The 22,852-nt window shown below is 70.3% G+C and carries 26 protein-coding genes; 11 read left to right on the plus strand and 15 right to left on the minus strand.

Going from position 1 to position 22,852, the window contains the following annotated elements; all coding sequences use genetic code 11:
• Positions 1-184, minus strand: a 184-nt coding sequence (locus AIIKEEIJ_RS24920; RefSeq protein WP_161996794.1) for a DnaJ family domain-containing protein, incomplete at its 3' end; no start/stop codon positions are given.
• 32 nt (positions 185-216) lie between these two features.
• Positions 217-387: a hypothetical protein gene (locus tag AIIKEEIJ_RS24925; protein WP_161996793.1), complete on the minus strand. Its 171-nt coding sequence runs from the start codon at positions 385-387 to the stop codon at positions 217-219.
• Between the two features lie 26 nt (positions 388-413).
• Here AIIKEEIJ_RS24925 and AIIKEEIJ_RS24930 point away from each other — a divergent pair, with 26 nt between their 5' ends.
• On the plus strand, positions 414-935 hold the full coding sequence (locus AIIKEEIJ_RS24930; protein WP_006944073.1) for a CGNR zinc finger domain-containing protein: 522 nt from the start codon (positions 414-416) through the stop codon (positions 933-935).
• 10 nt (positions 936-945) lie between these two features.
• Here AIIKEEIJ_RS24930 and AIIKEEIJ_RS24935 read toward each other — a convergent pair whose 3' ends face one another.
• The 9 genes from AIIKEEIJ_RS24935 to AIIKEEIJ_RS24975 form a co-directional block, all read right to left on the minus strand.
• Entirely contained in the window at positions 946-1,728 is a 783-nt protein-coding gene (locus AIIKEEIJ_RS24935; protein ID WP_161996795.1) for a putative protein N(5)-glutamine methyltransferase, read from the minus strand.
• A gap of 17 nt (positions 1,729-1,745) precedes the next feature.
• Positions 1,746-2,036 (minus strand): GNAT family N-acetyltransferase, encoded by a 291-nt coding sequence (locus AIIKEEIJ_RS24940; RefSeq protein ID WP_006944067.1) that lies wholly within the window; start codon positions 2,034-2,036, stop codon positions 1,746-1,748.
• Positions 2,037-2,053: 17 nt separating this feature from the next.
• A complete protein-coding gene (locus tag AIIKEEIJ_RS24945; RefSeq protein WP_006944066.1) occupies positions 2,054-2,515 on the minus strand; it encodes a MarR family winged helix-turn-helix transcriptional regulator in 462 nt (153 codons plus the stop codon).
• A 45-nt stretch (positions 2,516-2,560) separates the two neighbouring features.
• Positions 2,561-3,025 (minus strand): carboxymuconolactone decarboxylase family protein, encoded by a 465-nt coding sequence (locus AIIKEEIJ_RS24950; protein WP_006944065.1) that lies wholly within the window; start codon positions 3,023-3,025, stop codon positions 2,561-2,563.
• Positions 3,022-3,498, minus strand: a complete 477-nt coding sequence (gene bfr / locus AIIKEEIJ_RS24955; RefSeq protein ID WP_006944064.1) for a bacterioferritin — start codon at positions 3,496-3,498, stop codon at positions 3,022-3,024. The genes AIIKEEIJ_RS24950 and bfr overlap by 4 nt, the downstream gene beginning before the upstream one ends.
• A 45-nt stretch (positions 3,499-3,543) precedes the next feature.
• Entirely contained in the window at positions 3,544-3,741 is a 198-nt protein-coding gene (locus AIIKEEIJ_RS24960) for a (2Fe-2S)-binding protein (protein ID WP_006944063.1), read from the minus strand.
• A gap of 181 nt (positions 3,742-3,922) precedes the next feature.
• Positions 3,923-4,678 carry an AIM24 family protein gene (locus AIIKEEIJ_RS24965; protein ID WP_006944062.1) on the minus strand — a complete coding sequence of 252 codons (756 nt, stop codon included), beginning with the start codon at positions 4,676-4,678 and terminating at the stop codon, positions 3,923-3,925.
• A complete protein-coding gene (locus tag AIIKEEIJ_RS24970; RefSeq protein WP_202917584.1) occupies positions 4,675-5,391 on the minus strand; it encodes an AIM24 family protein in 717 nt (238 codons plus the stop codon). The genes AIIKEEIJ_RS24965 and AIIKEEIJ_RS24970 overlap by 4 nt, the downstream gene beginning before the upstream one ends.
• 11 nt (positions 5,392-5,402) lie before the next feature.
• Positions 5,403-6,023: an AIM24 family protein gene (locus AIIKEEIJ_RS24975; RefSeq protein WP_006944059.1), complete on the minus strand. Its 621-nt coding sequence runs from the start codon at positions 6,021-6,023 to the stop codon at positions 5,403-5,405.
• Positions 6,024-6,080: 57 nt separating this feature from the next.
• Here AIIKEEIJ_RS24975 and AIIKEEIJ_RS24980 point away from each other — a divergent pair, with 57 nt between their 5' ends.
• Complete coding sequence (locus AIIKEEIJ_RS24980) at positions 6,081-6,845, plus strand: IclR family transcriptional regulator (RefSeq protein ID WP_202917585.1); 765 nt, start codon at positions 6,081-6,083, stop codon at positions 6,843-6,845.
• 98 nt (positions 6,846-6,943) lie between these two features.
• Positions 6,944-8,128, plus strand: a complete 1,185-nt coding sequence (locus AIIKEEIJ_RS24985) for a 4-hydroxybenzoate 3-monooxygenase (protein WP_006944057.1) — start codon at positions 6,944-6,946, stop codon at positions 8,126-8,128.
• A gap of 151 nt (positions 8,129-8,279) precedes the next feature.
• Here the strand turns inward: AIIKEEIJ_RS24985 and AIIKEEIJ_RS24990 are convergent, their stop codons facing one another.
• Positions 8,280-8,972 (minus strand): SDR family oxidoreductase, encoded by a 693-nt coding sequence (locus AIIKEEIJ_RS24990; protein ID WP_161996797.1) that lies wholly within the window; start codon positions 8,970-8,972, stop codon positions 8,280-8,282.
• 132 nt (positions 8,973-9,104) lie between these two features.
• Between AIIKEEIJ_RS24990 and AIIKEEIJ_RS24995 the strand changes: the two genes are divergently transcribed.
• From AIIKEEIJ_RS24995 to AIIKEEIJ_RS25030, 8 genes are all read left to right on the plus strand, one after another.
• Positions 9,105-9,998, plus strand: a complete 894-nt coding sequence (locus AIIKEEIJ_RS24995; RefSeq protein ID WP_006944055.1) for a LysR family transcriptional regulator — start codon at positions 9,105-9,107, stop codon at positions 9,996-9,998.
• Between the two features lie 146 nt (positions 9,999-10,144).
• A complete protein-coding gene (locus AIIKEEIJ_RS25000; RefSeq protein ID WP_006944053.1) occupies positions 10,145-11,509 on the plus strand; it encodes an MFS transporter in 1,365 nt (454 codons plus the stop codon).
• Positions 11,510-11,576: 67 nt separating this feature from the next.
• On the plus strand, positions 11,577-12,515 hold the full coding sequence (locus tag AIIKEEIJ_RS25005) for a shikimate dehydrogenase (RefSeq protein ID WP_161996798.1): 939 nt from the start codon (positions 11,577-11,579) through the stop codon (positions 12,513-12,515).
• A complete protein-coding gene (locus AIIKEEIJ_RS25010) occupies positions 12,512-14,464 on the plus strand; it encodes an oxidoreductase (RefSeq protein ID WP_006944049.1) in 1,953 nt (650 codons plus the stop codon). Before AIIKEEIJ_RS25005 ends, AIIKEEIJ_RS25010 begins: the two co-directional genes overlap by 4 nt.
• On the plus strand, positions 14,461-15,297 hold the full coding sequence (locus AIIKEEIJ_RS25015; protein ID WP_161996799.1) for an aldo/keto reductase: 837 nt from the start codon (positions 14,461-14,463) through the stop codon (positions 15,295-15,297). The genes AIIKEEIJ_RS25010 and AIIKEEIJ_RS25015 overlap by 4 nt, the downstream gene beginning before the upstream one ends.
• Positions 15,297-16,391: a Gfo/Idh/MocA family oxidoreductase gene (locus AIIKEEIJ_RS25020; protein WP_161996800.1), complete on the plus strand. Its 1,095-nt coding sequence runs from the start codon at positions 15,297-15,299 to the stop codon at positions 16,389-16,391. Before AIIKEEIJ_RS25015 ends, AIIKEEIJ_RS25020 begins: the two co-directional genes overlap by 1 nt.
• Positions 16,388-18,118: an FAD-dependent oxidoreductase gene (locus AIIKEEIJ_RS25025; protein ID WP_161996801.1), complete on the plus strand. Its 1,731-nt coding sequence runs from the start codon at positions 16,388-16,390 to the stop codon at positions 18,116-18,118. Before AIIKEEIJ_RS25020 ends, AIIKEEIJ_RS25025 begins: the two co-directional genes overlap by 4 nt.
• Positions 18,115-18,945 carry a sugar phosphate isomerase/epimerase family protein gene (locus AIIKEEIJ_RS25030; protein ID WP_102800195.1) on the plus strand — a complete coding sequence of 277 codons (831 nt, stop codon included), beginning with the start codon at positions 18,115-18,117 and terminating at the stop codon, positions 18,943-18,945. The genes AIIKEEIJ_RS25025 and AIIKEEIJ_RS25030 overlap by 4 nt, the downstream gene beginning before the upstream one ends.
• A 99-nt stretch (positions 18,946-19,044) precedes the next feature.
• Here the strand turns inward: AIIKEEIJ_RS25030 and AIIKEEIJ_RS25035 are convergent, their stop codons facing one another.
• Genes AIIKEEIJ_RS25035 through AIIKEEIJ_RS25045 form a run of 3 tightly spaced genes read right to left on the minus strand, consistent with a single transcriptional unit; the run spans position 19,045 to position 22,692 of the window.
• Positions 19,045-20,202 carry an acyl-CoA dehydrogenase family protein gene (locus AIIKEEIJ_RS25035; RefSeq protein ID WP_006944033.1) on the minus strand — a complete coding sequence of 386 codons (1,158 nt, stop codon included), beginning with the start codon at positions 20,200-20,202 and terminating at the stop codon, positions 19,045-19,047.
• 34 nt (positions 20,203-20,236) lie between these two features.
• On the minus strand, positions 20,237-21,430 hold the full coding sequence (locus tag AIIKEEIJ_RS25040) for an acyl-CoA dehydrogenase family protein (RefSeq protein ID WP_006944025.1): 1,194 nt from the start codon (positions 21,428-21,430) through the stop codon (positions 20,237-20,239).
• Positions 21,427-22,692, minus strand: a complete 1,266-nt coding sequence (locus AIIKEEIJ_RS25045; RefSeq protein WP_102800194.1) for a CoA transferase — start codon at positions 22,690-22,692, stop codon at positions 21,427-21,429. Before AIIKEEIJ_RS25045 ends, AIIKEEIJ_RS25040 begins: the two co-directional genes overlap by 4 nt.
• Between the last annotated feature and the right edge of the window lie 160 nt (positions 22,693-22,852).

The raw sequence follows: 22,852 nt of genomic DNA on the forward strand, positions 1-22,852 counted from the left end.
CCTCGGTGGACAGTCCTTCCCGGCGCAGATAGTCCTTCACCCACCACAGCTCGTCGTCGCTGCGATGCGGGATGGGTTTGCCGGCTCCCCTGAGGTTGTCGAAGTCGCCCCGCTCCTGCGCGACGCGGATCTGACGTTCGATCCACGACTCGAAGGTGATGTCCGGCCGCTTGCGCTCGGTCATGGAGGCGATTGTCCTCCGCGGGGCGCCGGGTTTCACGGTCGCGGGGTGACCGGGACCGTCGCCGACACGCCGATCGGATCGGCGACGAGGGGCGTCGCGACCATGTGCCAGCGGCCGCACGCGCAGCGCTGGTAGTGCACCACGCCTTCGCTCGTCGGGTGGCGGGAGACCTCGGTCCAGTGGTGGCGATGGGATGTCTGCATGCCACCCAGCGTGATGTAATGGCATTGTGCATCTCAACCCTTACGGCGAGTATGCCGTGCGGCTCGCCGCGGATCTGGTGAACGACCCGCCCGTGACCGTCGACGCGCTGGTGCAGCGCTGCGTCGAGGCGGGCCTGGTGATCGACTTCCCGGTCGGTGCCGACGACCTGCTCGGCGTCGGCGCGATGCTCGGACGCTGGTGCCGCGTCGTCGACGCGACCGGGGACGCCGAGCGCGCCGCGCTGGTCAACGAGATGCTTGCCGCCGCATCGGCGTACCCGCGCATGACGAACCACGCCGGCGACGGCTGGCACCTGCACTACCGGGACGACCAGCATTCCCTCGCCGGTGTCGTCGAGGCCCTCGTCTCCGTGGGAACGGCCCTGCACCTGGTGGGCCGGGGCATGCACCGCCTCGGCCGCTGCGCCCTCGACGAGTGCGACCACGTCTACGCGGACACCTCCCGCAACGGGCGGCAGCGGTACTGCTCGCCGCGGTGCGCGAACCGCGACGCCGTGCGCCGGCACCGGGCCGCGCACGTCGGGTGAGCCCGGACGATCAGCGCGGAGCGGTGCCGACGACGACGGTCGCGAACGCGTCGTCGCTGTGTACCACCTGCGGGATCAGCCCGCTGCGGGCGAAGCACTCGGCGATCCCGGCGGCCTGCCGCTCGCTCGATTCGACCAGCAGGTGCCCGCCCGGTGCCAGCCATCGCCCGGCCGTCGCGGCCACCCGCCGCAGCACGTCGAGGCCGTCGGCGCCCCCGTCGAGGGCGATGCGGTCCTCGTGGTCCCGGGCCTCGGCGGGCAGCAGCGTCAGGTCCGCGGTCGGTACGTACGGCACGTTCGCGAGCAGGAGATGGACGCGCCCGCGCAGCACCTCGGGGAGCGGGTCGTAGAGGTCGCCCTCGTACACCCGGCCGCCGAGCGCGGCGACGTTGCGGCCCGCGCACCGCACCGCGGCGGGATCGAGGTCCGTCGCATGCAGGTCCACCCCGGCAACGGCCGTCGCCACCGCGGCACCCAGGGCCCCCGAGCCGCAGCACAGGTCGACGACGACGGCGCCGGGCAGGGCGAGAGCGACGGCGCGATCGACGAGGAACTCGCTGCGCCGGCGCGGCACGAACACCCGGGGGTCCAGGAGGATGCGCAGGCCGTGGAACTCGGTCCAGCCGAGGATGTGCTCGAGCGGCTCGCCGGCGGCGCGCCGGTCCACCATGCCGGCGAGCTCGCCGGGCGTGCCGGCGGCCTCGACGAGCAGCCGCGCCTCCTCCTCCGCGAACACGCAACCCGCGCGCCGCAGGGTGGCCGCGACGGCGGAGGGATCCGGCGGAGTCGGCATGCGGCGGTGTCCCGGTCTCAGTCGGCGAGATCCTTGTATTCGGGGTGCTTGTCGATGAAGCCGTCGACGAACGGGCAGATCGCCACCACCCGCTTGCCGCGGGCACGCACGTCGTCGAGCGCGAACCGCACCAGCGTGCTCGACAGGCCCTGGCCCGAGTAGGCGCGGTCGACCTCGGTGTGGTCGAACACGAGTTGAACGTCGCCGTCGGGGTGGTACTGGGTGTAGCCGACGACGGTGTCGCCGTCGCGCAGTTCGTAGCGCTGTTGCTGCGGATTGTGGACGGCGACGACGGACGGGTCGCTCATGGCATTCCTCCGGCTGTTCAGGTGTTGTCGAGCAGGTGCGCGCGCATCGCGGTGTACGTGTCACCGAAGCGGGTCACGTCCTGAGGGCTGAGCAGGTCGAACACGTAGGAGCGTACGGCCTCGACGTGTCCGGGGCTGGCCTGGGCCAGCTTCGCGGCGCCGGCCTCGGTGAGTTCGGCCAGCATGCCGCGCTTGTCCTCGTCGCATTCGACGCGTTGCACCCAGCCGGCGTCGACGAGGCGGCTGATCGCGCGGGTGACGCCGCTGCGGGTCGTGACGACGGCGTCGGCGAGGGCGCGCATGCGCAGCCGCCGGCCGGGGGCCTCCGAGAGGGCGACCAGCAGTTCGTAGTCGGTGAGGGACATCCCGGAGTCCTGGGTGAGCTGCTTGTCCAGGGCGCTCATCAGCAGCCGGGTGCTGTCGAGGTAGGCGCGCCAGGTGCGCTGCTCGTCGTCGCTGAGCCACCGGGTCTTCGTCATCCGTCGAGAATAACCGGGTGGTTGCTCAGGAAATCAATTCGGCCGTCACTGTTGCGGGGGACGTACCGGGTGCCGGCTGACGATGGAGATCCGGTTGAACGCGTTCATCGCCACGGCAACCCACGCGATCGCGGAGAGTTCGTCCTCGGTGAGCCGGGCGCGCGCGAAGTCGTAGTCCCGGTCCTGCAGGTGACTGTCGGGCAGCGTGGTGATCGACTCGGCGAGGGCGAGAGCGGCCTGCTCCTGCTCGGTGAACAGGTCCGTCTCCCGCCAGGCCCGCAGCACCGCGAGTCGCTGGGTGGTCTCGCCCTCGCGCAGGGCGTCCCGGACGTGCACGTCCAGGCAGTAGGCGCAGCCGTTCATCTGGGAGACGCGTACGTTCACCAGCTCCACGAGCCGACGCTCGAGTCCGGCGTCGGCCGTGGCCTGGCGGATCGCTTTGGCTACCTCGATCTGCGCCCGGTACACCGGGCGGGTCTGCTTGTCGATCGGGACGCGCGCCTCGCTCACTCCGGCGGCGATACGTGCACGGAGATGTAGAGGGCTTCGCCGAGCTGCTCGAGCAGGCCCAGCTGGGTCTCCAGGTAGTCGATGTGTTCTTCCTCGTTCGCGAGGATCTCCTCGAAGATGCGGGCCGAGGTGATGTCGCTGACCGAGCGCATGTACTCGGAGCCCTTGCGGAGGCGGTCGCGGGCCTCGATCTCGACCTGCAGGTCGGCCTCGAACATCTCCTTGACCGTCTCGCCGAGCCGCAGCGTGCCGAGCCGCTGGTAGTTGGGCAGGCCCTCGAGGAACAGGATCCGGTCGGTGAGGGTTTCGGCGTGCCGCATCTCCTCGAAGGATTCGGCGCGGGTGTGCGCGGCGAGCTTGGTCCAGCCGTTGTTGTCCTGCATCTTCGAGTGCAGGAAATACTGGTTGATCGCCGTGAGCTCGGCGGTGAGCTGCTCGTTGAGGTACTCGATGACCTTCTTGTCGCCCTTCATGGCGCCTCCCGGGGACCGAACGCGGATCGACCGCCGGGTAGGGGTCTAGACGGCGGTCTCGAGTTCGATCCTCTCATCCCGCTCGCGGGATGCGCGAACGATCGCCGAGATATTTCGGACGCACCGTCCGCAGTCGGTGCCGGCGCGGCAGGCCGCGCCGATCTCGCGGGTGCAGCGCGCCCCGGCAGCGATGTGGGCCTCGATGTGCCGGTGCGAGAGAGCGTGGCAGCTGCAGACGATCATCGAGACCCTCCTGGACGTACTACTTAGGTTCACCAAACCTTACCTCAATGAGGTGTGGCTTACCTGTGAGCGTAGTCACAATCCGGCCTCGGGCGCCCCGGGTAAGTGCCCAGTCCCGGCCCGGGGTGCCCTGAGGCCGGTGCTGCCGGGCTCAGGGCTGCCGAGTTCAGGGCTGCCGAGTTCAGTGCTGCTGTGACTGCAACTGCGACGCCACCACCTGGTTGATCCGCTGCAGACCGCCGGGGGTCAGACCCGGTAGCTGTCCCTCGATGGTCCGGACGATCGCGCTGTCGTCGATCACCTTCTCGCTGGACTGGATGAGCACGGTCCCAGCGCCCGTGAAGTCGAACTGCCGCTCCTCCCCGGACTGCACACCGAACATGCGCGCCCCCGCCGCCACGAAGCCGTTGACCCACGCCTCGTCGTAGTGATGGCTCGGCGACGGGCAGTCCGCCCACCCGACGAGCGCCTCGGGATCGACCCGCAGCGGCGGCTCGGCGAACATCACGGGCCCGTTCGACGACGCGAGGAACTTGCCCGTCCCGATCAGCGTGAGGAAGCCCGGCACGATCGACTGGTTCAGCGACAGCCCGGGCTCGAACGCGAGCAGGTTCGCGGCCCGGATGGTGAGGTTGCCGTCGTCGAGGTCGTAGGAGTTGATGTCGTACCCACGGTCACCGAGGATCAGCTTCCCGTACCCCTCGGCGACGACGTAGTCACCCATGTACAGCGGGGCCGAGAACTGGTGCGCCACCATCTGCAGCAGCTGCCCCTGCAGTCCGTGGGTGAGCGAGGTGAACTGCACCTGCCCGTAGTAGGCGATCATCGCGCCCTTGGACAGGAACCACGGGCTCTGCAGGTCGATGCAGAAGGCGTAGTGGTTGCCGGGCAGGTTGTCGCTGCCGACGAGGTGGGACGGGTTCAGGACGACGCTCACAGCTTCTCCTCCGACGCTTGCACGTAGACGATGCCCTGACCGGTGCATTCGAGCTGGAGGCCCTCGCCGCCGCTGCGCCCCGCGGTGCGCCAGCTCATCGCGGACTTCAGTTCCGTCCGCACCGGTCCGTGGGCGGCGATGAAGGACTGCGGGTCGACGACGACCGGGGCCGGCCCGCCGACCTGCAGCTCGAGGAATCCACCGTGCCCGAGCAGCACCGCGGCCCCGCGCCCGGACAGCTGGGTGGTGAACATGCCGGTGCCGGTCACCATGCCGGTGGCGGCGCTGCGCAGCGCGCCCAGGAAGCCGCCACCGCCACCGCCGCCCCCGGCCGGGGGCGCCGACATCGACACCACCGAGCTCTGCAGGCTCGCGGTGTATCCCAGCAGCCGCGACGCCTCCACCCGCAGCTCGCCGCCCGCGGACAGGTCCACCACGTGCACCTCGAGGCCGCGGAAGCCGTAGTGCACCACGCCGTTGCCCTGCGCGAGCATCGTGCGTTCGTGCTCGCCCTGCATCATCCGTCCCGCCATCCCGGCGATCCCGCCCATGCCCGGCATCCCACCGGCCCCGGGTACCTGGTGCGGAGCGAACTGCACCATGCCGGTGTAGAACAGCATCCCGCCGCGACGGGCGACGACCGGCCCGGACTGGTTCAGATCGACCTTGACGACCTTGCCGTTGATCTTCGAGAACACCGCTGTCTCCGTCATCGCTGCCTCCCTCACCGCTCCGCCGGCTGGATGGACACGACGCCCATGCCGTCCCACCGCAGCGAGAACGCCTCGCCGCTGCCCTGACCGACGAACGTGCGCCACGAGACGTCGGTGACGAACGACTGGCTCAACTGTCCCTTCGCGCACACGAACGCGTCCGGGTCGACGACGAGCGGGTACTGCGGCGAGACCTCGAGGTGGATCAGTGGGCCACCGGCCGACAGCAGCGCGACCTGCCCGCTGCCGGTGACCGTCGTGGTGAACAGGCCCTGGCCACTCATGTTGCCGCGCACCCCGGCGAACGTGACGTTCGTGGTGAGGTTGCCGTTCAGGGCGAGCAGTTGCTCCGACTCGACCTGCAGCGTCTCGTTGTTCAACTCGAGCACCGTGACGTCCTGCCCCTGGTGGGCGAGATAGACCACGCCGTTGCCGGCGCACTCCATCAGCGACAGGCCCTCACCCGTGGCCCGCTGCCGCAGGCCGGCCAGCACGCCCTCGCCGCCGCCGAATCCGGCCGACTTGAACTGCACCTGGCCCTCGTACGCCACCATCGACCCCGACAGTGCCCGGATGCTGGTGTTGTTCAGGTGCGCCTCTATGACCCGTTTCGATCTCTCGACCAGTCGCATGCGCGAACACGATAGACGCTCGGCCGCCGGTGCGCCCTTCCGGCTCGCGCCCGCCCGATGCGGACACCCCACAATGGGTGCGTGCCCGATGTTCCCGACCGGACCCTGCTCGGCCGCGCCTTCGCCGTGCTGGGCGCGTTCACCGCCGAGCGCCCGCGCCTGACCCAGTCGGAACTGAGCCGCCGGACCGGGCTTCCCCTGCCGACGGTGTTCCGGCTGTGCGGCCAGCTCGTCGACGCCGGGGCACTCGAACGCCGTGCGGACGGCAGCTATCAGGTCGGGGTGCGGGTGTGGGAGCTCGGCGCCCTCGCGCCCCGCGCGCACGGCCTGCGCCAGGTGGCGATGCCCTATCTCGAGGACCTGTTCGACGCGACCCGGGAGAACGTGCAGCTGGTCGTCCGGGAGGGGCTCGAGGCGCTCTACGTCGAGCGGTTGTCGGCGCGCGGTGCCGTGGCCGTGGTCGGCCGGGCGGGCGGCCGGCTGCCGCTGCACGCGTCGAGCGGTGGGCTGGTGCTGCTCGCCCACGGCGGGCCCGAGCTGCTGCAGGAGGTGCTCGATGCCGGGCTCGAACGGTTCACCCCCGCCACGATCACCGACGAGGCCCGGTTGCGGCGCGTGCTCGACGGCGTCCGCCGCACCGGCATCGTGAGCTGCCGCGAATACCTGAACGTGGGCACGATGGCGATGGCGGCACCGATCCGGGAGCGTTCCGGCCGGGTCGTCGCGGCGATATCGGTGGTGGTGTCGATCGATGCGGATCCCGCGCCGTTGATCCCGGCCATGCGAGCGGCGGCGAGCGGCATCTCCCGGCGGCTGACCTGAAAGCCGTCTTTCGCTGAGTGAAAGTGGGGGGTGACGACGTGGACCTTCCTTCGGGACAGTGAGGGTCGTCACCGCTTCCCGATCCCGAGGAGTCCCCCATGAGCGAATCCCGCACCCAGGTCGCCGTCGTCGGCGCCGGCCCCGCCGGGCTGATGCTGTCGCACCTGCTGCACCTGCGCGGCATCGAGTCCGTCGTGCTCGAGGCGCGCTCGCGGGAGGACATCGAGGCCACCATCCGCGCCGGCGTGCTCGAGCAGAACACCGTCGACCTCATGGTCGAGACCGGCGTCGGCGACCGGCTGAAGGCCGAGGGTTACGAGCACCACGGCGTGGAGTTCCGTTTCGGCGGCAGGGGTCACCGCATCGCGTTCGACGAACTCGTCGGGCGCGCGGTCACCGTCTACCCGCAGCACGAGGTCAACAAGGACCTCATCGCCCGCCGTCTCGCCGACGGTGGCGACCTCCGCTTCGGTGTCTCCGACGTGCAGGTCCACGACCACCTCACCGATCGGCCGTACCTGACCTACACCGACGCGCAGGGCAACCCGCAGCGCCTCGACGCGCTGCTCGTCGCCGGCTGCGACGGCTCGCGCACCGGCACCCGCGGTCTGATTCCGGCGCCGCAGGTGCGCACCGACCACTTCCGGCAGTACCCGTTCGCCTGGCTCGGCATCCTCGCCGAGGCGCCCCGCTCGTCGGAGGAACTGATCTATGCCCGGCACGAGCGGGGCTTCGCACTGATCTCCACCCGCACCGCCGACGTGCAGCGGCACTACCTGCAGGTGGACCCGGACGACGACGTCGCCAACTGGTCCGACGACCGCATCTGGAGCGAACTGCACGCCCGGGTCGACGGGGAGGGGGCCGAGGTCAAGGACGGCCGGATCTTCGAGAAGTCGATCCTGCAGTTCCGCAGCTTCGTGTGCGAGCCCATGCAGCACGGCAACCTGTTCCTCGCCGGCGATGCCGCGCACACCGTCCCGCCGACCGGCGCCAAGGGGCTCAACCTCGCGGTCGCGGACGTGTTCGTGCTGGCCCGTTCGATGGACGAGTACCTCACCCGCGGTGAACGCGGCCGGCTCGACGGTTACACCGCGGAAGTGCTGCCGCGCGTGTGGCGGGCCCAGCACTTCTCGTGGTGGATGTCGTCGATGCTGCACGCCCACCCGGGCAGCAGCCCGTTCGACAACAAGCGCCAGGACGCCGAGCTCGACGCGATCACCCGTTCCGTCGCCGGACGCACCCTGATCGCCGAGCAGTACACCGGGTGGCCCCTGGTCTGACGCGCCGACGCCCTCCGCGCGCAGCCTGCTCCGGGTCGAACGGGAGCTTGTCGCGCCGAGCGGGCCGGGACGGCGGCGTCGGCCGAGTAGCTCCGACGACAAGTTCCCGCTGGACGCGGAAACCTCCCGCTCGTCGGCCGAGTGCGGACCGTCAGTACGACGCGCGGCCGCCGCTCGCGTCGTATACGGCGCCGGTCGAGAAGCTCAGCGCGTCCGAGGAGAGCCAGGCGACGAGTTCGGCGATCTCGTCCGGCCTGCCCATCCGGGCCATCGGCGTCAGGCTCTGCGACCGCGCCAGGATCGCCGGATCCGTTCCGGCGTTCATCGGGCTCTCCACCGCCGCGGGCGCAACCACGTTGGCGAGCACCCCGGTCGTCGCGATCTCCTTGCCGAGCGACTTCGTCAGCGCGATCACCGCGGCCTTGGACGCCGAGTAGGCGCTCTGCTTCGGATTGCCGTCCTTGGCCGCGATGCTCGCCAGATTCACCACCCGGCCCCAGCCGGCGCCGATCATCGCGGGAACGAAGGCGCGGCATGCGAGGAACGTGCCGTCGAGGTTGATGCGGAACGTGCGGTGCCAGTCGGACAGCTCGGTGTCGACCAGCGGCGCCGAGGGTCCCACGACGCCGGCGCTGTTGACGAGGATGTCGACCCGGCCCAGGCGTTCTCGCAGCCGTTCGACGGCGGCGGGGTCGGTGACGTCGACGCGTTCGTCGGCGCCGTCCGCGATGTCGGCGGTGACGACCCGGACGCCCGCGGCGGACAGCCGCCTCGCGCAGGCCGCGCCGATTCCGCTCGCCCCGCCGGTGACGAGCGCGGTCGCGCCCGAGGGATAGGTCACCATACGGCTGCTCCTCGCCGGTGTGTGGATAGTAGTCTGAATCCATGTGCGAAATCGAAACAATCGGAGACGCACCATGTATGAATCTGGATATACGGCTGTAGGTGCAGTCGTCAAGTCCCCGAAGGGATCGACATGGAGATCCGCTGGCTTCAGGCCTTCGTCGCCGTCGCGGAGGAGCTGCACTTCGGCCGGGCCGCCGCCCGCTTGCAGATGGCGCAGTCACCCCTGAGTCAGACGGTGCGCAAGCTCGAGAAGGACCTCGGTGTGCCGTTGTTCGAGCGCAATACGCGCAGCGTCGCCCTCACGGCGGGCGGTCACGCCTTCCTGCCCCACGCCTACCACATCCTCGAAAGCGTCGAGACGGCACGGCAGGCCACGCGCGCGTCCGCCGGCGGCGTGTACGGCCGCATCAAGATCGGGTTCACCGGTGTGCTGAACCATCTTTCGCTCCCGCCGCTGACCCGGGCGCTGCGACAGCGTTACCCGGACATCGAGCTCGACCTCGTCGGCCGCATCATGACCCGCGAGGCGGTCACCCAATTAGAAAGTGGTGCATTGGATCTCGCGTTCGTCGGGCTGCCGGTCCAGTCCACGGCGGTGGCCACCCGGCTGATCCGCCGCGAGTCGTTCGGTGCCGTGCTGCCCTCCGACCACCCGCTCGCCGGAGAGCCGGAGATCGACCTGCACGAACTCGCGGACGACGGCTTCATCACCACCCCGTTGTCGGCGGGGTCGGCCCTGCAGGAGAGCGCCATGCGTGCGTGCCTCGACGCGGGGTTCCGCCCGCGCGTGGTCCAGGAGATCACCGACCCGTACATGATCCTGGTGCTCGTCTCGGCCGGCGTGGGGGTGGCGTTGATGACGTCGAGCATCGCGACGATCACGCCGCCGGGCACGGTCTTCGTCCCCCTCGCCGGAGAATCCGTCTACATGCACCACGGGATCGGCTGGTCGCCCCGGCGCGTGTCGCCGGCGCTCGAGGTGGCCTTGAAGGTCGCCGAGGAGATTCTTCCGACGCCCGATTGAGACGATAAGGGTCTTTATCTGAGACTTTTTCAGTGTTGGACGCTGCATAGTGCGGCGTGTCACGCTCGTCTCGTTCCGGCGACTGTGAGGGCCATCACCGAATGGCCGACTCGGCGTCCGTCGGATCCTGGGACGAAAGGAACGCCATGGCGAACACGCACGCTGCCGGCCCCGACGGACGACCGAACGAGAACGCCCGCCGGGCGGCCATCTCCGGTTTCCTGGGCAGCACCCTGGAGTACTACGACTTCTTCATCTACGGCTCCGCCGCAGCCCTCGTCTTCGGGAAGATCTTCTTTCCCGGCGACGGAGCCACCTCGACGCTGCTGTCGATCAGCACCCTCGGCGTCGCATACATCGCCCGCCCGCTCGGCGCCGTGCTGTGGGGGCACTGGGGTGACAAGTTCGGCCGGCGCAACGCCCTCCTGGCCTGCCTGATGCTGATGGGCATTGCCACGTTCGTCATCGGCTGCCTGCCCACCTACGAGCAGATCGGCATCGCCGCGCCGGTGATCCTGGTGCTGCTGCGCCTGCTGCAGGGCCTGTCGGCCGGTGGTGAATCCCCGGGCTCGTCGTCTCTGACGCTCGAGCACGCCCCGGCGCACCGGCGCTCGTTCTTCACGTCGTTCACCATGAGCGGCATCATGTTCGGCATCGTCATCTCGAGCCTCGTGTTCATCCCGGTGGCATCGCTGCCCGACGAGGCGCTGTACTCGTGGGGCTGGCGGGTGCCGTTCTGGCTCAGCATCGTCGTCACGGTGGTCGCGGTGTGGCTGCGCCGCAAGCTCGACGAGCCCGAGGTGTTCGAGGAACTCCAGGAGAACGGCGAGACCGCCACCCTGCCGGTCGTCGAGATGTTCCGCTCGCACTGGCGCACCGTCCTGCGGATCAGCCTCAGCGCCACGTTCGCCATGATCAACACGATCGTCAACGTCTTCGCACTCGCCTACGCCGTGCAGGTCGAAGGCTTCGAGCGCTCCACGATGCTGTGGGCGATCGCCGCCGCCAACTTCGTGGCGGTGCTCAGCCAGCCCGTGGCCGGGCTCCTCGCGGACCGGATCGGCCGCAAGCCGGTGTTCGTGTTCGGTGCCCTCGGCTCGGGCGCGATGGTGTTCGCCTTCTTCCACGCCATCGGAACCGGCAGCACGCCACTGGTGTTCGCCTCGGGGATCGTGCTGATCGGCTTCTTCTACGCCATGCCGAACGGTGTCTACCCGGCCTACTTCCCGGAGCAGTTCCCGGCCCGGGTCCGGTACACGGGCATGGCCGTGAGCCTCATGCTCGGTCTGCTCGTCGCCGGATTCACACCCGCCGTCGCGCAGATGCTCTCGGCGGGGGACACCAGCAACTGGGCCCCGGTCGCCTGGATGTGCCTGGGCTTCGCGGTGCTGTCGTCGATCGCCGCCCTCACCGGTCCGGAGACCTACCGCACCCCCACCGAGGACCTGGGCGAGCGTCGCCCGGCGCCGGCGGCGCGACCGGCGCAGGAACTCGTCCGCAGCGACGTCTGACCGGCCACCGAGCCCCGGCGCCCGACGCGCCGGGGCCACGGCCCGTCCCACCCCCGTAGGAGTAACCGTGACCCCGTCCACCGCCCGCCACCGCATCCGGCTCGTGGGGGCAGGCATCGCCTCGTCCCTGTCGCCGGCCCTCCACGAGCGCGAGGCCGCCGCACTCGGTGTGAGCGACTACCGCTACGAACTGCTCGACCTCGAGGCGGAGAACGTTCCCGTCGAACGCACCGGCGACCTGGTGCGCGCCGTCGTCGCCGGCGGCTGCACCGGCCTGAACATCACCCACCCGTGCAAGCAGGTCGTCATCCCGGCCCTCGACGGCCTGTCCGACAACGCCCGCCTGCTCGGCGCGGTCAACACCGTCGTCGTCCGGGACGGGCGCCTGATCGGCCACAACACGGACCACAGCGGATTCCTCACGGCGCTGCGCCGCGGGCTGCCCGATGCCGCCCTGGATGCGGTCGTGCTGGTCGGTGCGGGCGGTGCGGGCTCGGCGGTGGCCTACGCGCTCGCCGCCGCGGGTGTGGCGGACCTGCGGATCGCCGACGTGGACACCGCCCGCGCCGCGGACGTCTGCGCGCGACTGTCCACCGCCTTCCCCGCGACTCGGGCCACGGCTCTGCCGGCGGAGGCGATTCCCGCCGCCCTGCGCACGTGCACCGGGGTGGTCAACGCCTCGCCGATCGGCATGGTCGGCCACCCCGGAACGCCCTTCGACACCGGCGCCCTGCACCCCGGGCTGTGGGTCGCGGACATCGTCTACCGGCCGATGCGAACCGAGCTGATCGCGGCCGCAGCGGTTCTCGGCTGCGACGTGCTCGACGGCGGGCAGATGCTCGTCGCCCAGGCCGCCGACACGTTCGCGCTGCTGACCGGGATCCGTCCCGACGTCGACCGCATGCGGAAGCACCTCGACGAGCTGATCTCGGACCGGGTTCTCGTGGCCGCGCCGGTGGACCGTGCGCCGGCCGGACGTCCCGATGCCCACCAGGAGATGGAATGAACACCACCGCGTCCTTCGCGCAACCGCTGGACATGGGTTCGGTCCGTTTGCGCAACCGCTTCGTGTCCGCGCCCATGGAACGCAACTACTGCGAACTCGACGGCACGATGACCGACCGCTACATCGCCTACCTCGAGCGACGTGCCGCCGGAGGCGCCGCGCTCGTCTTCACCGAGGCGAGCTACGTGCGGGCCGACGGCAAGGGCCGCATCCGCCAGATGGGTGTGGACGTCGACGAACGCATCCCCGGCATCGCCCGGATGGCGGAGGCGGTGCACGCCCACGGCGCACTCGTCGGTGTCGAACTCAACCACGGGGGCCGCACCGCGCAGGGCGCGGTGAGCGGATTCGTCCCGGTCGCCCCCACCCCGATCCCGTGCGCGGTCGTCGGCGGCGAGATGCCCGAGCAGCTCGACAGCGACGACATCGAGCACCTCGTCGAGTGCTTCGGTGAGGCTGCGGCACGCTGCGCGGAGGCCGGCGTCGACGTGATCTCCCTGCACGGCGGGCACGGTTATCTCATCCACCAGTTCCTCTCGCCCGCATACAACCACCGCGACGACGAGTGGGCCGAGCCGACGCTGTTCGTCAACCGGGTCATCGACGCGGTCCGCACCATGGCGCCGGGTATCACTCTGGGACTGCGTTTCTCGGCCTTCGAGGCGGTCGACGGCGGGCTCGACGCCGAGACGACGCGCGAGCGCATCGACGCGATCGACACGCACCGGCTGGACTTCCTCGACGTTTCGGCGGGCAACTACGAGTCGGGGCAGTGGATCATCCAGCCGGGGGAGTGGCAGCGCGGTCTGCTCGCCCCGTACGCCGAACCGTATGCCCGCGACTTCGACATCCCGGTGGGCGTCGCCGGCCGGATCAGCTCACCCGAGACGGCGGAGCAGATCATCGCCTCCGGCCGGGCCGACTTCGTGAGCATGGCCCGGACCCTGCACGCCGACCCGGACTTCCCGAACCGTGCCCTCGACGGGGGTCGGTACCGGCCCTGCATCGCCTGCAACTACTGCATCGACAGCCTGGCGGCCGGGCCGATCCCGTGTTCGGTCAACCCGTGGGTCGGTCGCGAACTCGAGCAGCCCTCGACGCCGGCCGGGACCGCGGTGCGCGTCGCCGTCGTGGGCGGCGGACCGGCCGGCACGGCGGCCGCGCGTGAGCTCGCCCTGGCGGGCCACAGCGTCGATCTGTACGACGAACGCGGCAGTCTGGGTGGCGATTTCGCGTTGGCCTCCCGGCTGCACGAGTACCCGGAATACCACCGGATCGTCGACTGGTACCGCGACGAACTCGCGGACCTGAATGTCACCTGCCACACCGGTACGAGAGTCGATGCCGCCACGCTGGCCCCGCTCGACTTCGACGCGATCGTCCTCGCGACCGGCGGGCGCGGACCGGCGATCGACCTTCCCGGTGCCGGCACGCGACGGATCCGCGACGTGCGGGAGTTCCTCGCCTCCGGGGACCCCGCGCCCGAGTCGATCACGATCTTCGGTGCCGACCGGGAGGCCGCGGCGGTGGCCGACGACCTGCTCCAGCACGGCACGAGGGTGGTGATGATCGGTCCGCAGGAGACGATCGCGCACGATGTCGGCCGTCGCGGCAAGATCGTCCTGCTGCCCCGGCTGGCGGCGAGCGAGAACCTCACCACGTACCTGTCGTCCGTCGTCACGCACATCGAGGCCGACCGGGTGGTCATCTCGACGAACGGGCAACAGCGCACCGTGCCCGCTCCCGGGGAACTGCTCGTCTCGCACGGCGTCGAGCCACGCGCCGACCTGCTGACCGAGCTGCGGCGGCTCGCGCCGCGGCTCGGCGTCCACTCCGTCGGGGACGCGAGCGGCGACGGCGGCTCCCTTCATGCCGCGCTCGTCACGGCCGCCGACGTCGCCGTCCGCATCACCGCGGCCGCCGATTCGCGCGTGGGGGCCGACGCGTGAACCCGGAGACCACCGCGCCGGCACCGGATTCCGTGCGCACCGCGCTGCCGCGCCTCGGCCTGGGCACTTGGCCCCTCGTCGGGCCCGACGCCACGCGCGCCGTGCTCGCCGGTATCGAGGCCGGATACCGGTTGATCGACACGGCAGCGATCTACGGGAACGAGGACGCCGTCGGCGCCGCCCTCGCCACCTGCGGCGTGCCCCGCGACGACCTGTTCGTCACCACCAAACTCCGCGGCAGCGACCATGTTTCCGGCGACGTTCGCGGTGCCGTGGAGCGGAGCCTCGAGCGCCTCGGCCTCGAGCGGCTCGACCTGTTCCTCATCCACTGGCCGCTGCCGCGGTTCGACCGGTACGCCGCGGCTTTCGAGGCCATGCTCGAGTGCCGCGACGCCGGGCTCGTCCGCTACGTGGGGGTTTCCAACTTCCTCGGCCACCATCTGCGCAAGGTGGTGGCCGAGACCGGGGAGGCTCCCGCCGTCAACCAGATCCAGATGGACCCGTCGCTGGCCCGCCTGCCCGTCCGCCGCGCGAACGACGAGCTCGGGGTGTTCACCCAGTCGTGGAGCCCGCTCGGCCGCGGCGAGGTGCTCGGCGCCCCCGTGATCGCCTCGATCGCGGACCGCGTCGGCTGCACGCGCGCGCAGGTCGTGCTGGCCTGGCACCTCGCGCAGGGCGTCGTGCCGGTCGCGCGGTCGGCGAACCCGGCGCGCCAGTCCGAGAATCTGGCCGCCGTCGACGTGGAACTCACGGCGGCGGACGTCGCCGCGCTGAACCGTCTCGACCGCGGCGAAGCCGCGGCCCGGGACGTCGAACGAGAGGAACACTTCTGATGCCCCTTCGTGCAGGCATCGTCGGATGCGGAAAGATCGCGGGCAACCACGCGCACGCACTGCAGCAGGTGCCCGGCGTCGAGGTCGTCGCGTGCTGCGACCCCGACCTGGAGCGCGCTCGCGCATTCGCCGCCCGGCACGGCATCGCCCACGCCGTCGGATCGGTGGCGGAGTTGTTCGCTCTCGGCCTCGACGCCTGCACCGTCTGCACACCACACCCCGTGCACGAACAGATCGTCCTCGCCGCCGCCGAGGCCGGGATCCACGTGCTGTGCGAGAAGCCGATCGCGGTGGACGTGGCCGCGGCCGACCGGATGATCGCGGCCGCCGACCGCGCGAGCATCACCTTCGGGGTGTTGTTCCAGCGCCGATTCTGGCCCGCGGCGCGCCGCATCAAGGCGGCGATCGACGACGGCCGCCTCGGCGTTCCCGTCCTCGGGGAGGTGTCGGTGATCCTGCACCGCCCGTCGACCTACTACTCGGCCGACGCGTGGCGCGGGCGGTGGGACACCGACGGCGGGGGCGTCCTCATGACGCAGGCCGTACACCAGATCGACATGCTGCAGTGGTTCATGGGCGCGCCGGTCCGCGTCAGTGGCTTCGTCGGCACCCGCTTCCACGGCGAGCACATCGAAACCGAGGACAGCGCCTCGGCTGTCGTCTCGTTCGCCTCCGGTGGCACCGCGACGATCACCGCCACCACCGGCGCCAACCACAACCTCGGCAACCGCGTGACGGTGATCGGCGCAACCGGGGCGATCGCGAGCGTCCTCGAGTTCCCCGAGGGGCGTGAGGGCGTCAACGAGCTGTGGACCGCGCCGGGCGAGGTGGAGCTGCGAACCCCGTATGCCCCCGAGGTCGACGCCAATCTCGACGTCCGCGACGTCAACGCCGGCCTCGCAGACTTCCACACCCTGCAGGTCCAGGACTTCGCCGAGTCCGTGCTGACCGGCCGCCGGCCCGCGGTGACCGGGCGGGACGCCCGCGCCTCCCTGGCCGTCGTCGCCGCGATCTACGAATCCTCCCGCACCGGCCGGGTCGTCGACCTCGCGCCCGCACCCACCCTCGTATCGTCCGGCAAGGAGCTCCGATGACCCCCGACACAGTGTCCGAATCCCTCACCTACGACGTGGTTGTCGTCGGTTCCGGCGCGGGCGGGCTGTCCACGGCCGTGGCTGCCGCCCACGGGGGCGCCTCCGTGCTCGTCGTCGAGAAGGCGGACGTGTGCGGCGGCGCCACCGCCTGGTCGGGCGGGTGGATGTGGACACCGCGGACCCTGTTCGCCCACGCCGACGGGGTGCACGAGGACCGCTCGGAGCCGCGCCGCTACCTCGAGCACCGGCTCGGGGACAACTTCGATGCCGCCAAGGTGGACGCGCTCCTCGACGGTGCCCCCGAGATGGTCGAGTTCTTCGAACACCACACGGCGCTGCAGTTCGTCCCCGGCGCCGCCATCGCCGACATCCACGGTGACACCCCCGGCGCCGGCACGGGACACCGCTCCGTCGCGCCGAAGCCCGTGAGCCTGCGCCGCCTCGGACCCGACGTCGCCGCGCTGCTGCGGCGGCAGCTGTACGAGACCTCGTTCCTCGGCATGGGCATCATGGCCGGCCCGGACCTGCAGGCCTTCCTGCACTCGACCCGCTCGGGCCGGGCGTTCCTGCACTGCGCGCGCCGCGTCTCGACCCACATGTTCGACCTCGCCACCAGGCGTCGGGGCCAGCAACTGGTCAACGGGACGGCGCTCGTGGGCCGGCTGCTGCGCTCCGCACTCGATGCCGGCGCCGACATCCGCGTCGCCACCGCCGCCACCGCACTCGTCACCGACCCGTCCGGCCGTGTCGTCGGTGTCCGGCTCGAGGGCCCCGACGGCGCCTACACGGTGTCCGCCCGCCGGGGTGTCGTCCTCGCGACCGGCGGGTTCACCCGCGACCTCGACCGGCGGCGAGAGCTGTTCCCCCGCACCCCGACCGGACGCGAACACTGGACGCTCACGCCGTCGACGACGACCGGTGACGGCATCTCGCTGGGCGAATCCGTCGGTGGCCGCCTCGACCGTTCGCTCGCCTCGCCGGTGGCATACTGTCCCGTATCCCTCGTCCGGTACCGCAACGGCAGGCAAGGCGTGTTCCCGCACATCCTGGACCGCGGAAAGCCCGGTGTCATCGGGGTGCTGGCCGACGGGCGCCGTTTCGTCAACGAGGCGCTCGGATATCACGACTACACACTGGCAATGGTCGAACAGGTGCCGGACGGCGAGGAGATCTGCTCCTGGCTGATCGCCGACCAGCAATACCTGCGGTACTTCCCGCTCGGCATGGCCAAGCCCTTCCCGATCCCGACGTGGCCCTACCTGCGATCCGGATACCTCTCGAAGGGCCGGACGCTCCGCGAACTCGCGGAGCGGATCGGCGTCGACCCGGACGGGCTCGAGAAGACCGTCACCGCGTTCAACGAGAGCGCACGCCTCGGGGAGGATCCCGAATTCGGCCGCGGCACCACCCCGTTCAACGTCAAGTCCGGGGATGCGGACAACCCGTGGCCCAACCCGTCCCTCGCGCCGCTCGAGCGCGGACCGTTCTACGCCGTCAAGGTCGTCCCCGGCAGTTTCGGCACGTTCGCCGGCCTGGTCACCGACTCGTCGTCCCGGGTGCTGAACCGCGACGACCGGCCGATCGACGGGCTGTTCGCGGTCGGCGTCGACCAGTCCAGCGTGATGGGCGGCCATTACCCCTCCGGCGGAATCAATCTGGGCCCGGCAATGACCTTCGGGTACCTGACCGGACGCCGCCTCGCATCGACCACAGGAGCCACCCGATGAGCACCCCACTCGGCCTCGCCGCCCTCACCGTCCTCGACACCCCGCCGCTGCAGCACGTCGATCTCGCCGAACGGCACGGATTCGACACGATCGGACTGCGTCTGCTGCCCGCGGCGCCCGGCACCACGGCCTACCCGCTGCATGAGGACGACGCCGCGCTCTCCGCGCTCGTCCGCCGTCTCGCCGATTCCCCGGTCCAGGTGTTCGATCTCGAGATCATCCGTCTCGGTCCGGATTTCGACCCGTCCGACTACGCTCCGCTGCTCGAGGCGGGCGCGCGGCTCGGGGCGCGGGCCGTCCTGGTCGGCGGCGACGACCCCGACCGGGCCCGTCTCACCGACTCCTACGCGCGGCTGGCGGAGCTGTGCGCCTCCTACGGCATCGTTGCGAGCCTCGAATTCATGCCGTGGACAGCGGTTCCCGACGCGAAGACGGCCGTCGAGATCGTCGCCGGGGCCGACGGTCCGGCCCGCAGCGTGCTCGTCGACGCGCTGCACGTCGCACGCTCTTCCACGACCGTCGCCGACCTGGCGGCCATCCCGCGCGAGTGGTTGCACTACGCCCAGATGTGCGACGGCGCCACCCCCGCCCCGCGCGATCACGCCGAACTGATCCGGCACGCCCGGGAGGAAAGGCTCGTGCCCGGCACGGGCGGCATCGACCTCCCGGCGATCTGGTCCGCCCTGCCGGAGGGGCTGCCGGTGAGCATCGAGCTGCCGAACGAGCCGCTGCGCCAGGCGATCGGCACGGACGCCTGGCTCGAGCAGCTGGTCACCGCCACCAGGGCCGTGCTCGGACGTGTCCCGGCCACCGCGATCGTCGAGTGAATCCGGAGCGCAACCGAATTCGCTCGCAGTACCGGAATCCGCCCACGCCGTGGCATGGGCGGATTCCGGTTCGCCGCACGGATCCTGTGCGGGCGGCGGTCAGAGCCCGAGATCCTTGGCGATGATCGTCTTCATGACCTCGCTGGTGCCGCCGTAGATGCGGGTGACGCGGGTGTCGGCGTAGAGCCGCGCGATCGGGTACTCGGTGATGTAGCCGTAGCCGCCGTGCAGCTGCAGGCACTTGTCGATGACCCGGCCGGCGGCCTCGGTGCAGAACAGCTTGGCCTTCGCCGCGTCCGCGACGGTCAGCTCGCCCGCGTCGTGCAGGTCGAGGGCACGGTCGACCATGAGCCGGATCGCCTCGACCTCGGTGGCGCACTCGGCGAGGACGAACTTGGTGTTCTGGAACGACGCGACCGGCTTGCCGAACACCTTGCGGTCCTTGACGTACGCGATCGCGTGCGAGAGCGCGGCGGCCGAGGACGCCGATGCGCCGAATGCGATGGTCAGCCGCTCCTGCGCGAGATTGTGCGTCAGGTACGAGAATCCGGATCCCTCCTCGCCGAGCCGATCCGTCACGGGCACCTTCACGTCGGTGAAGGACAGCTCGGCGGTGTCGGACGCCTTGAGGCCGATCTTCTCGATCTTGCGGCCCACGGCAAAGCCCTCGGAGGTGGTGTCGACGACGAGAATGCTCAGCCCCGCGCGGCGGTCCTCCGGCGTGGCGGGCGCCGTGCGGCACACCACGAGGATGCGGTCGGCGAGCGCACCACCGGTGATGAAGGTCTTCGCGCCGTTGACGACGTAGTGGCTGCCGTCGGCCGACAGCTTCGCCGTCGTCGAGATGTTTGCCAGGTCCGACCCGGTGCCGGGCTCGGTCATCGCGATCGCGAACATCAGGTCACCCGAGGCGAATCCGGGCAACCAGCGCTGCTTCTGCTCCTCGGAAGCGTACTCGAGCAGGTACGGCAGGATCAGGTTGGAATGCACCGAGTAGCTGCCGAAGGACACGCCCGCGGCGGCCGTCTCCTCGGCGACGACGGCGTTGAACTTGATGGACTTCTCGCCGCCCCCGCCGAACTCCTCGGGCACCTGGATGCCGAGCACGCCGAGCTCACCGAGACGGCGGTAGAAGTCGCGCGGCGGATGCCCCTCGACCTCCCAGTCGTGGTGGACCGGCGCGACCTCCTTGGCGATGAAGTCGCGGACGAGCTTGCGGAAGGCCTCGTGGTCCTCGTTGAACACGGTTCGCTGCACGGAAAGGTTCTCCTTCGAATGGGGTCGATGCGGATCAGAGTGCGTAGCTGCGCAGTACGCCCTTGCTGATGATCGTCTTCTGGATCTCGCTGGTGCCCTCGCCGATGAGCAGGAACGGTGCCTCGCGCATGAGCCGCTCGATCTCGTACTCCTTGGAATAGCCGTAGCCGCCGTGGATGCGGAAGCTGGCCTGGGTGACCTCCGAGCAGTACTCGCTGGTGAGGTATTTCGCCATGCCGGCGGCGACGTCGTTGCGCTCGCCGGAGTCCTTCAGCCGCGCGGCGTTGACCATCATCAGATGAGCGGCCTCGACCTTCGTCGCCATCTCCGCGAGGGAGAAGGAGATCGCCTGGTGCTGCGCGATGGGCTTGCCGAAGGTGGTGCGCTGCTGCGCGTACCGGGCGGCGAGTTCGAACGCGCGGATGGCGACGCCGCAGGCGCGGGCGGAGACGTTGACGCGGCCGACCTCGACGCCGTCCATCATCTGGTAGAAGCCGCGGCCGGGAGTGCCACCGAGGACATCGGTCGCCTTGGCGCGGTAGTTGTCGAAGATCAGCTCGGTGGTGTCGATCCCCTTGTAGCCCATCTTGTCGATCTTGCCGGGGATGGTGACGCCGGGGACGACCTCGCCGAAGCCGGCGGGCTTCTCCACGAGGAACGTGGTGAGATTCTCGTGGGGCTTGGCGGCACCCTCCTCGGTGCGCACCAGCGCGGCCACGAGGGTCGAGCTGCCGCCGTTGGTCAGCCACATCTTCTGGCCGTTGATCACGTAGTCGCCGTCGGCGTCACGCTTGGCCTTCGTGCGGATCGCGGCGACGTCCGAGCCCAGTTCCGGCTCGGACATCGAGAAGGCACCGCGGGTCTCGCCGGTCGCCATCTTCGGCAGGTAGTAGTTCTTCTGCTCGTCGGTGCCGTGCTGGCGCAGCATGTAGGCGACGATGAAGTGGGTGTTGATCACGCCGGACACGCTCATCCAGCCGCGGGCGAGTTCCTCGACGCACAGGGCATAGGTGAGCAGCGACTCGCCGAGCCCGCCGTACTCCTCGGGGATCATCAGCCCGAACAGGCCCATCTCCCGCATCTGATCGACGATGGCCTGCGGGTAGGTGTCCGAGTGCTCGAGTTCCTGCGCGTTCGGGATGATCTCCCGGTCGACGAACTGCCGGACGGTGGCGAGGATCTCGGTCTGGAACTCGGTGAGGCCGAGGGTCTGGGCGAGACGGGTCATGCGAAGTCCTTCTCGAGGTCGGGGAGGGTGCCGGCGGGGACACCGACGGTCCCGTCGGTGGCGAGACGATCGATCTCTTCGGGCGTCAGGCCGAGGTGTTCGCTGAGGACGGCGGCGGTGTCGTCGCCGTTGGCCGGCGCCGGCCGGGGTGCGGGATGGAGGCCGTCGAACGACATCGGCAGGCTGGGGGCCAGGTGCCCGCCGACGCGGGGCTGCTCGACGTACTGGAACATCGGATTGGCGGTGACGCGAGGGTCTTTCGCGATCTCGGCGAAGGTGCGGTACCGCTCGTGCAGGATCGAGGTGCCCGACAGGGCGGTCTCCACCTCGGCGGCGGTGTGCTCGCGGAACCACACGGCGAACAACGCGTCGAGTACCTCGCGGTGGCGGTAGCGGGCGCCCTCGTCGCGGAAGTCGGCGCCGAGGGCGGCTTCGAGCGCGTCGACCGCGGCCGTCGTGCCGGTCAGTTCGGTCAGGTCGCGGAAGTGGCGCGGGGTCAGCGCGACGACCATGAAGGACGCGCCGTCGGAGGTGGTGAAATCGCGACCGTAGGTGCCGTAGACGGCGTTGCCGATCCGGTCGCGGTCGGGCCCGCCGAGCTGGGCCTCGGCGAGGTAGCCGAGGTTGCCGACGGTGGCGAGGGCGACGTCTTCGAGGGGGAGCACGATCTTTGCGCCCGCACCCGTGACCTCGCGGCGGTGCACCGCGGACGCGACCGAGAGCGCGGCGTAGAGACCGCACGCGACGTCCCACGCCGGCAACAGGTGATTGACCGGTCCGGCGTGGCCGACGGGGCCGGTGGCGAGCGGGAAGCCCGCGGCGGCATTGACGGTGTAGTCGACGGCGGAACCGCCGTCCGCGCGGCCCAGGACCTGCACGTGGATCAGATCGGGGCGGATCGTGGCGAGCTCGTCGTAGTCGAGCCAGTCGCGTCCCGCGGCGTTGGTGACGAGCACCCCGGCGTCGGTGATGAGGTCCCGGATCAGCTTGTGCGCGTTCGGGTCCCGGAAATCCGCCGCGAGGGAGCGCTTGCCCTTGTTCAGTCCCGCCCAGTAGATGGACTCGCCGTCCTCGGTGACGGGCCACCGGTGGTAGTCGGCAGCGCCGCCGATCGGGTCGACGCGGACGACCTCGGCGCCGAGCTGCGCGAGCGTCATGCCGCACAGTGGGGCTGCGATGAAACTCGAGACCTCGATGACCCGCACACCGGCCAGGGGCGCGGTGGACGAGGGAAGCTCGTCGATGGAAGCAGTGGAGTTCATATCGCCTGTCCTCATCCGGGCGGACGCCGGAGCCCAGGGCGCGCCGGCGAAGCTGTCCGAGCAAATATGCAGCACCGCCGGGCCACAGGGCCAACACCGTTCGGCTATAGGTCGGTTAGCGCCGATCAATGGCCCTCGCATTGGAGGGCCGGAAGTCCAT

It is taken from the genome of Rhodococcus sp. YH1 (assembly GCF_009939605.1).
Lineage (GTDB): Bacteria > Actinomycetota > Actinomycetes > Mycobacteriales > Mycobacteriaceae > Rhodococcus > Rhodococcus aetherivorans.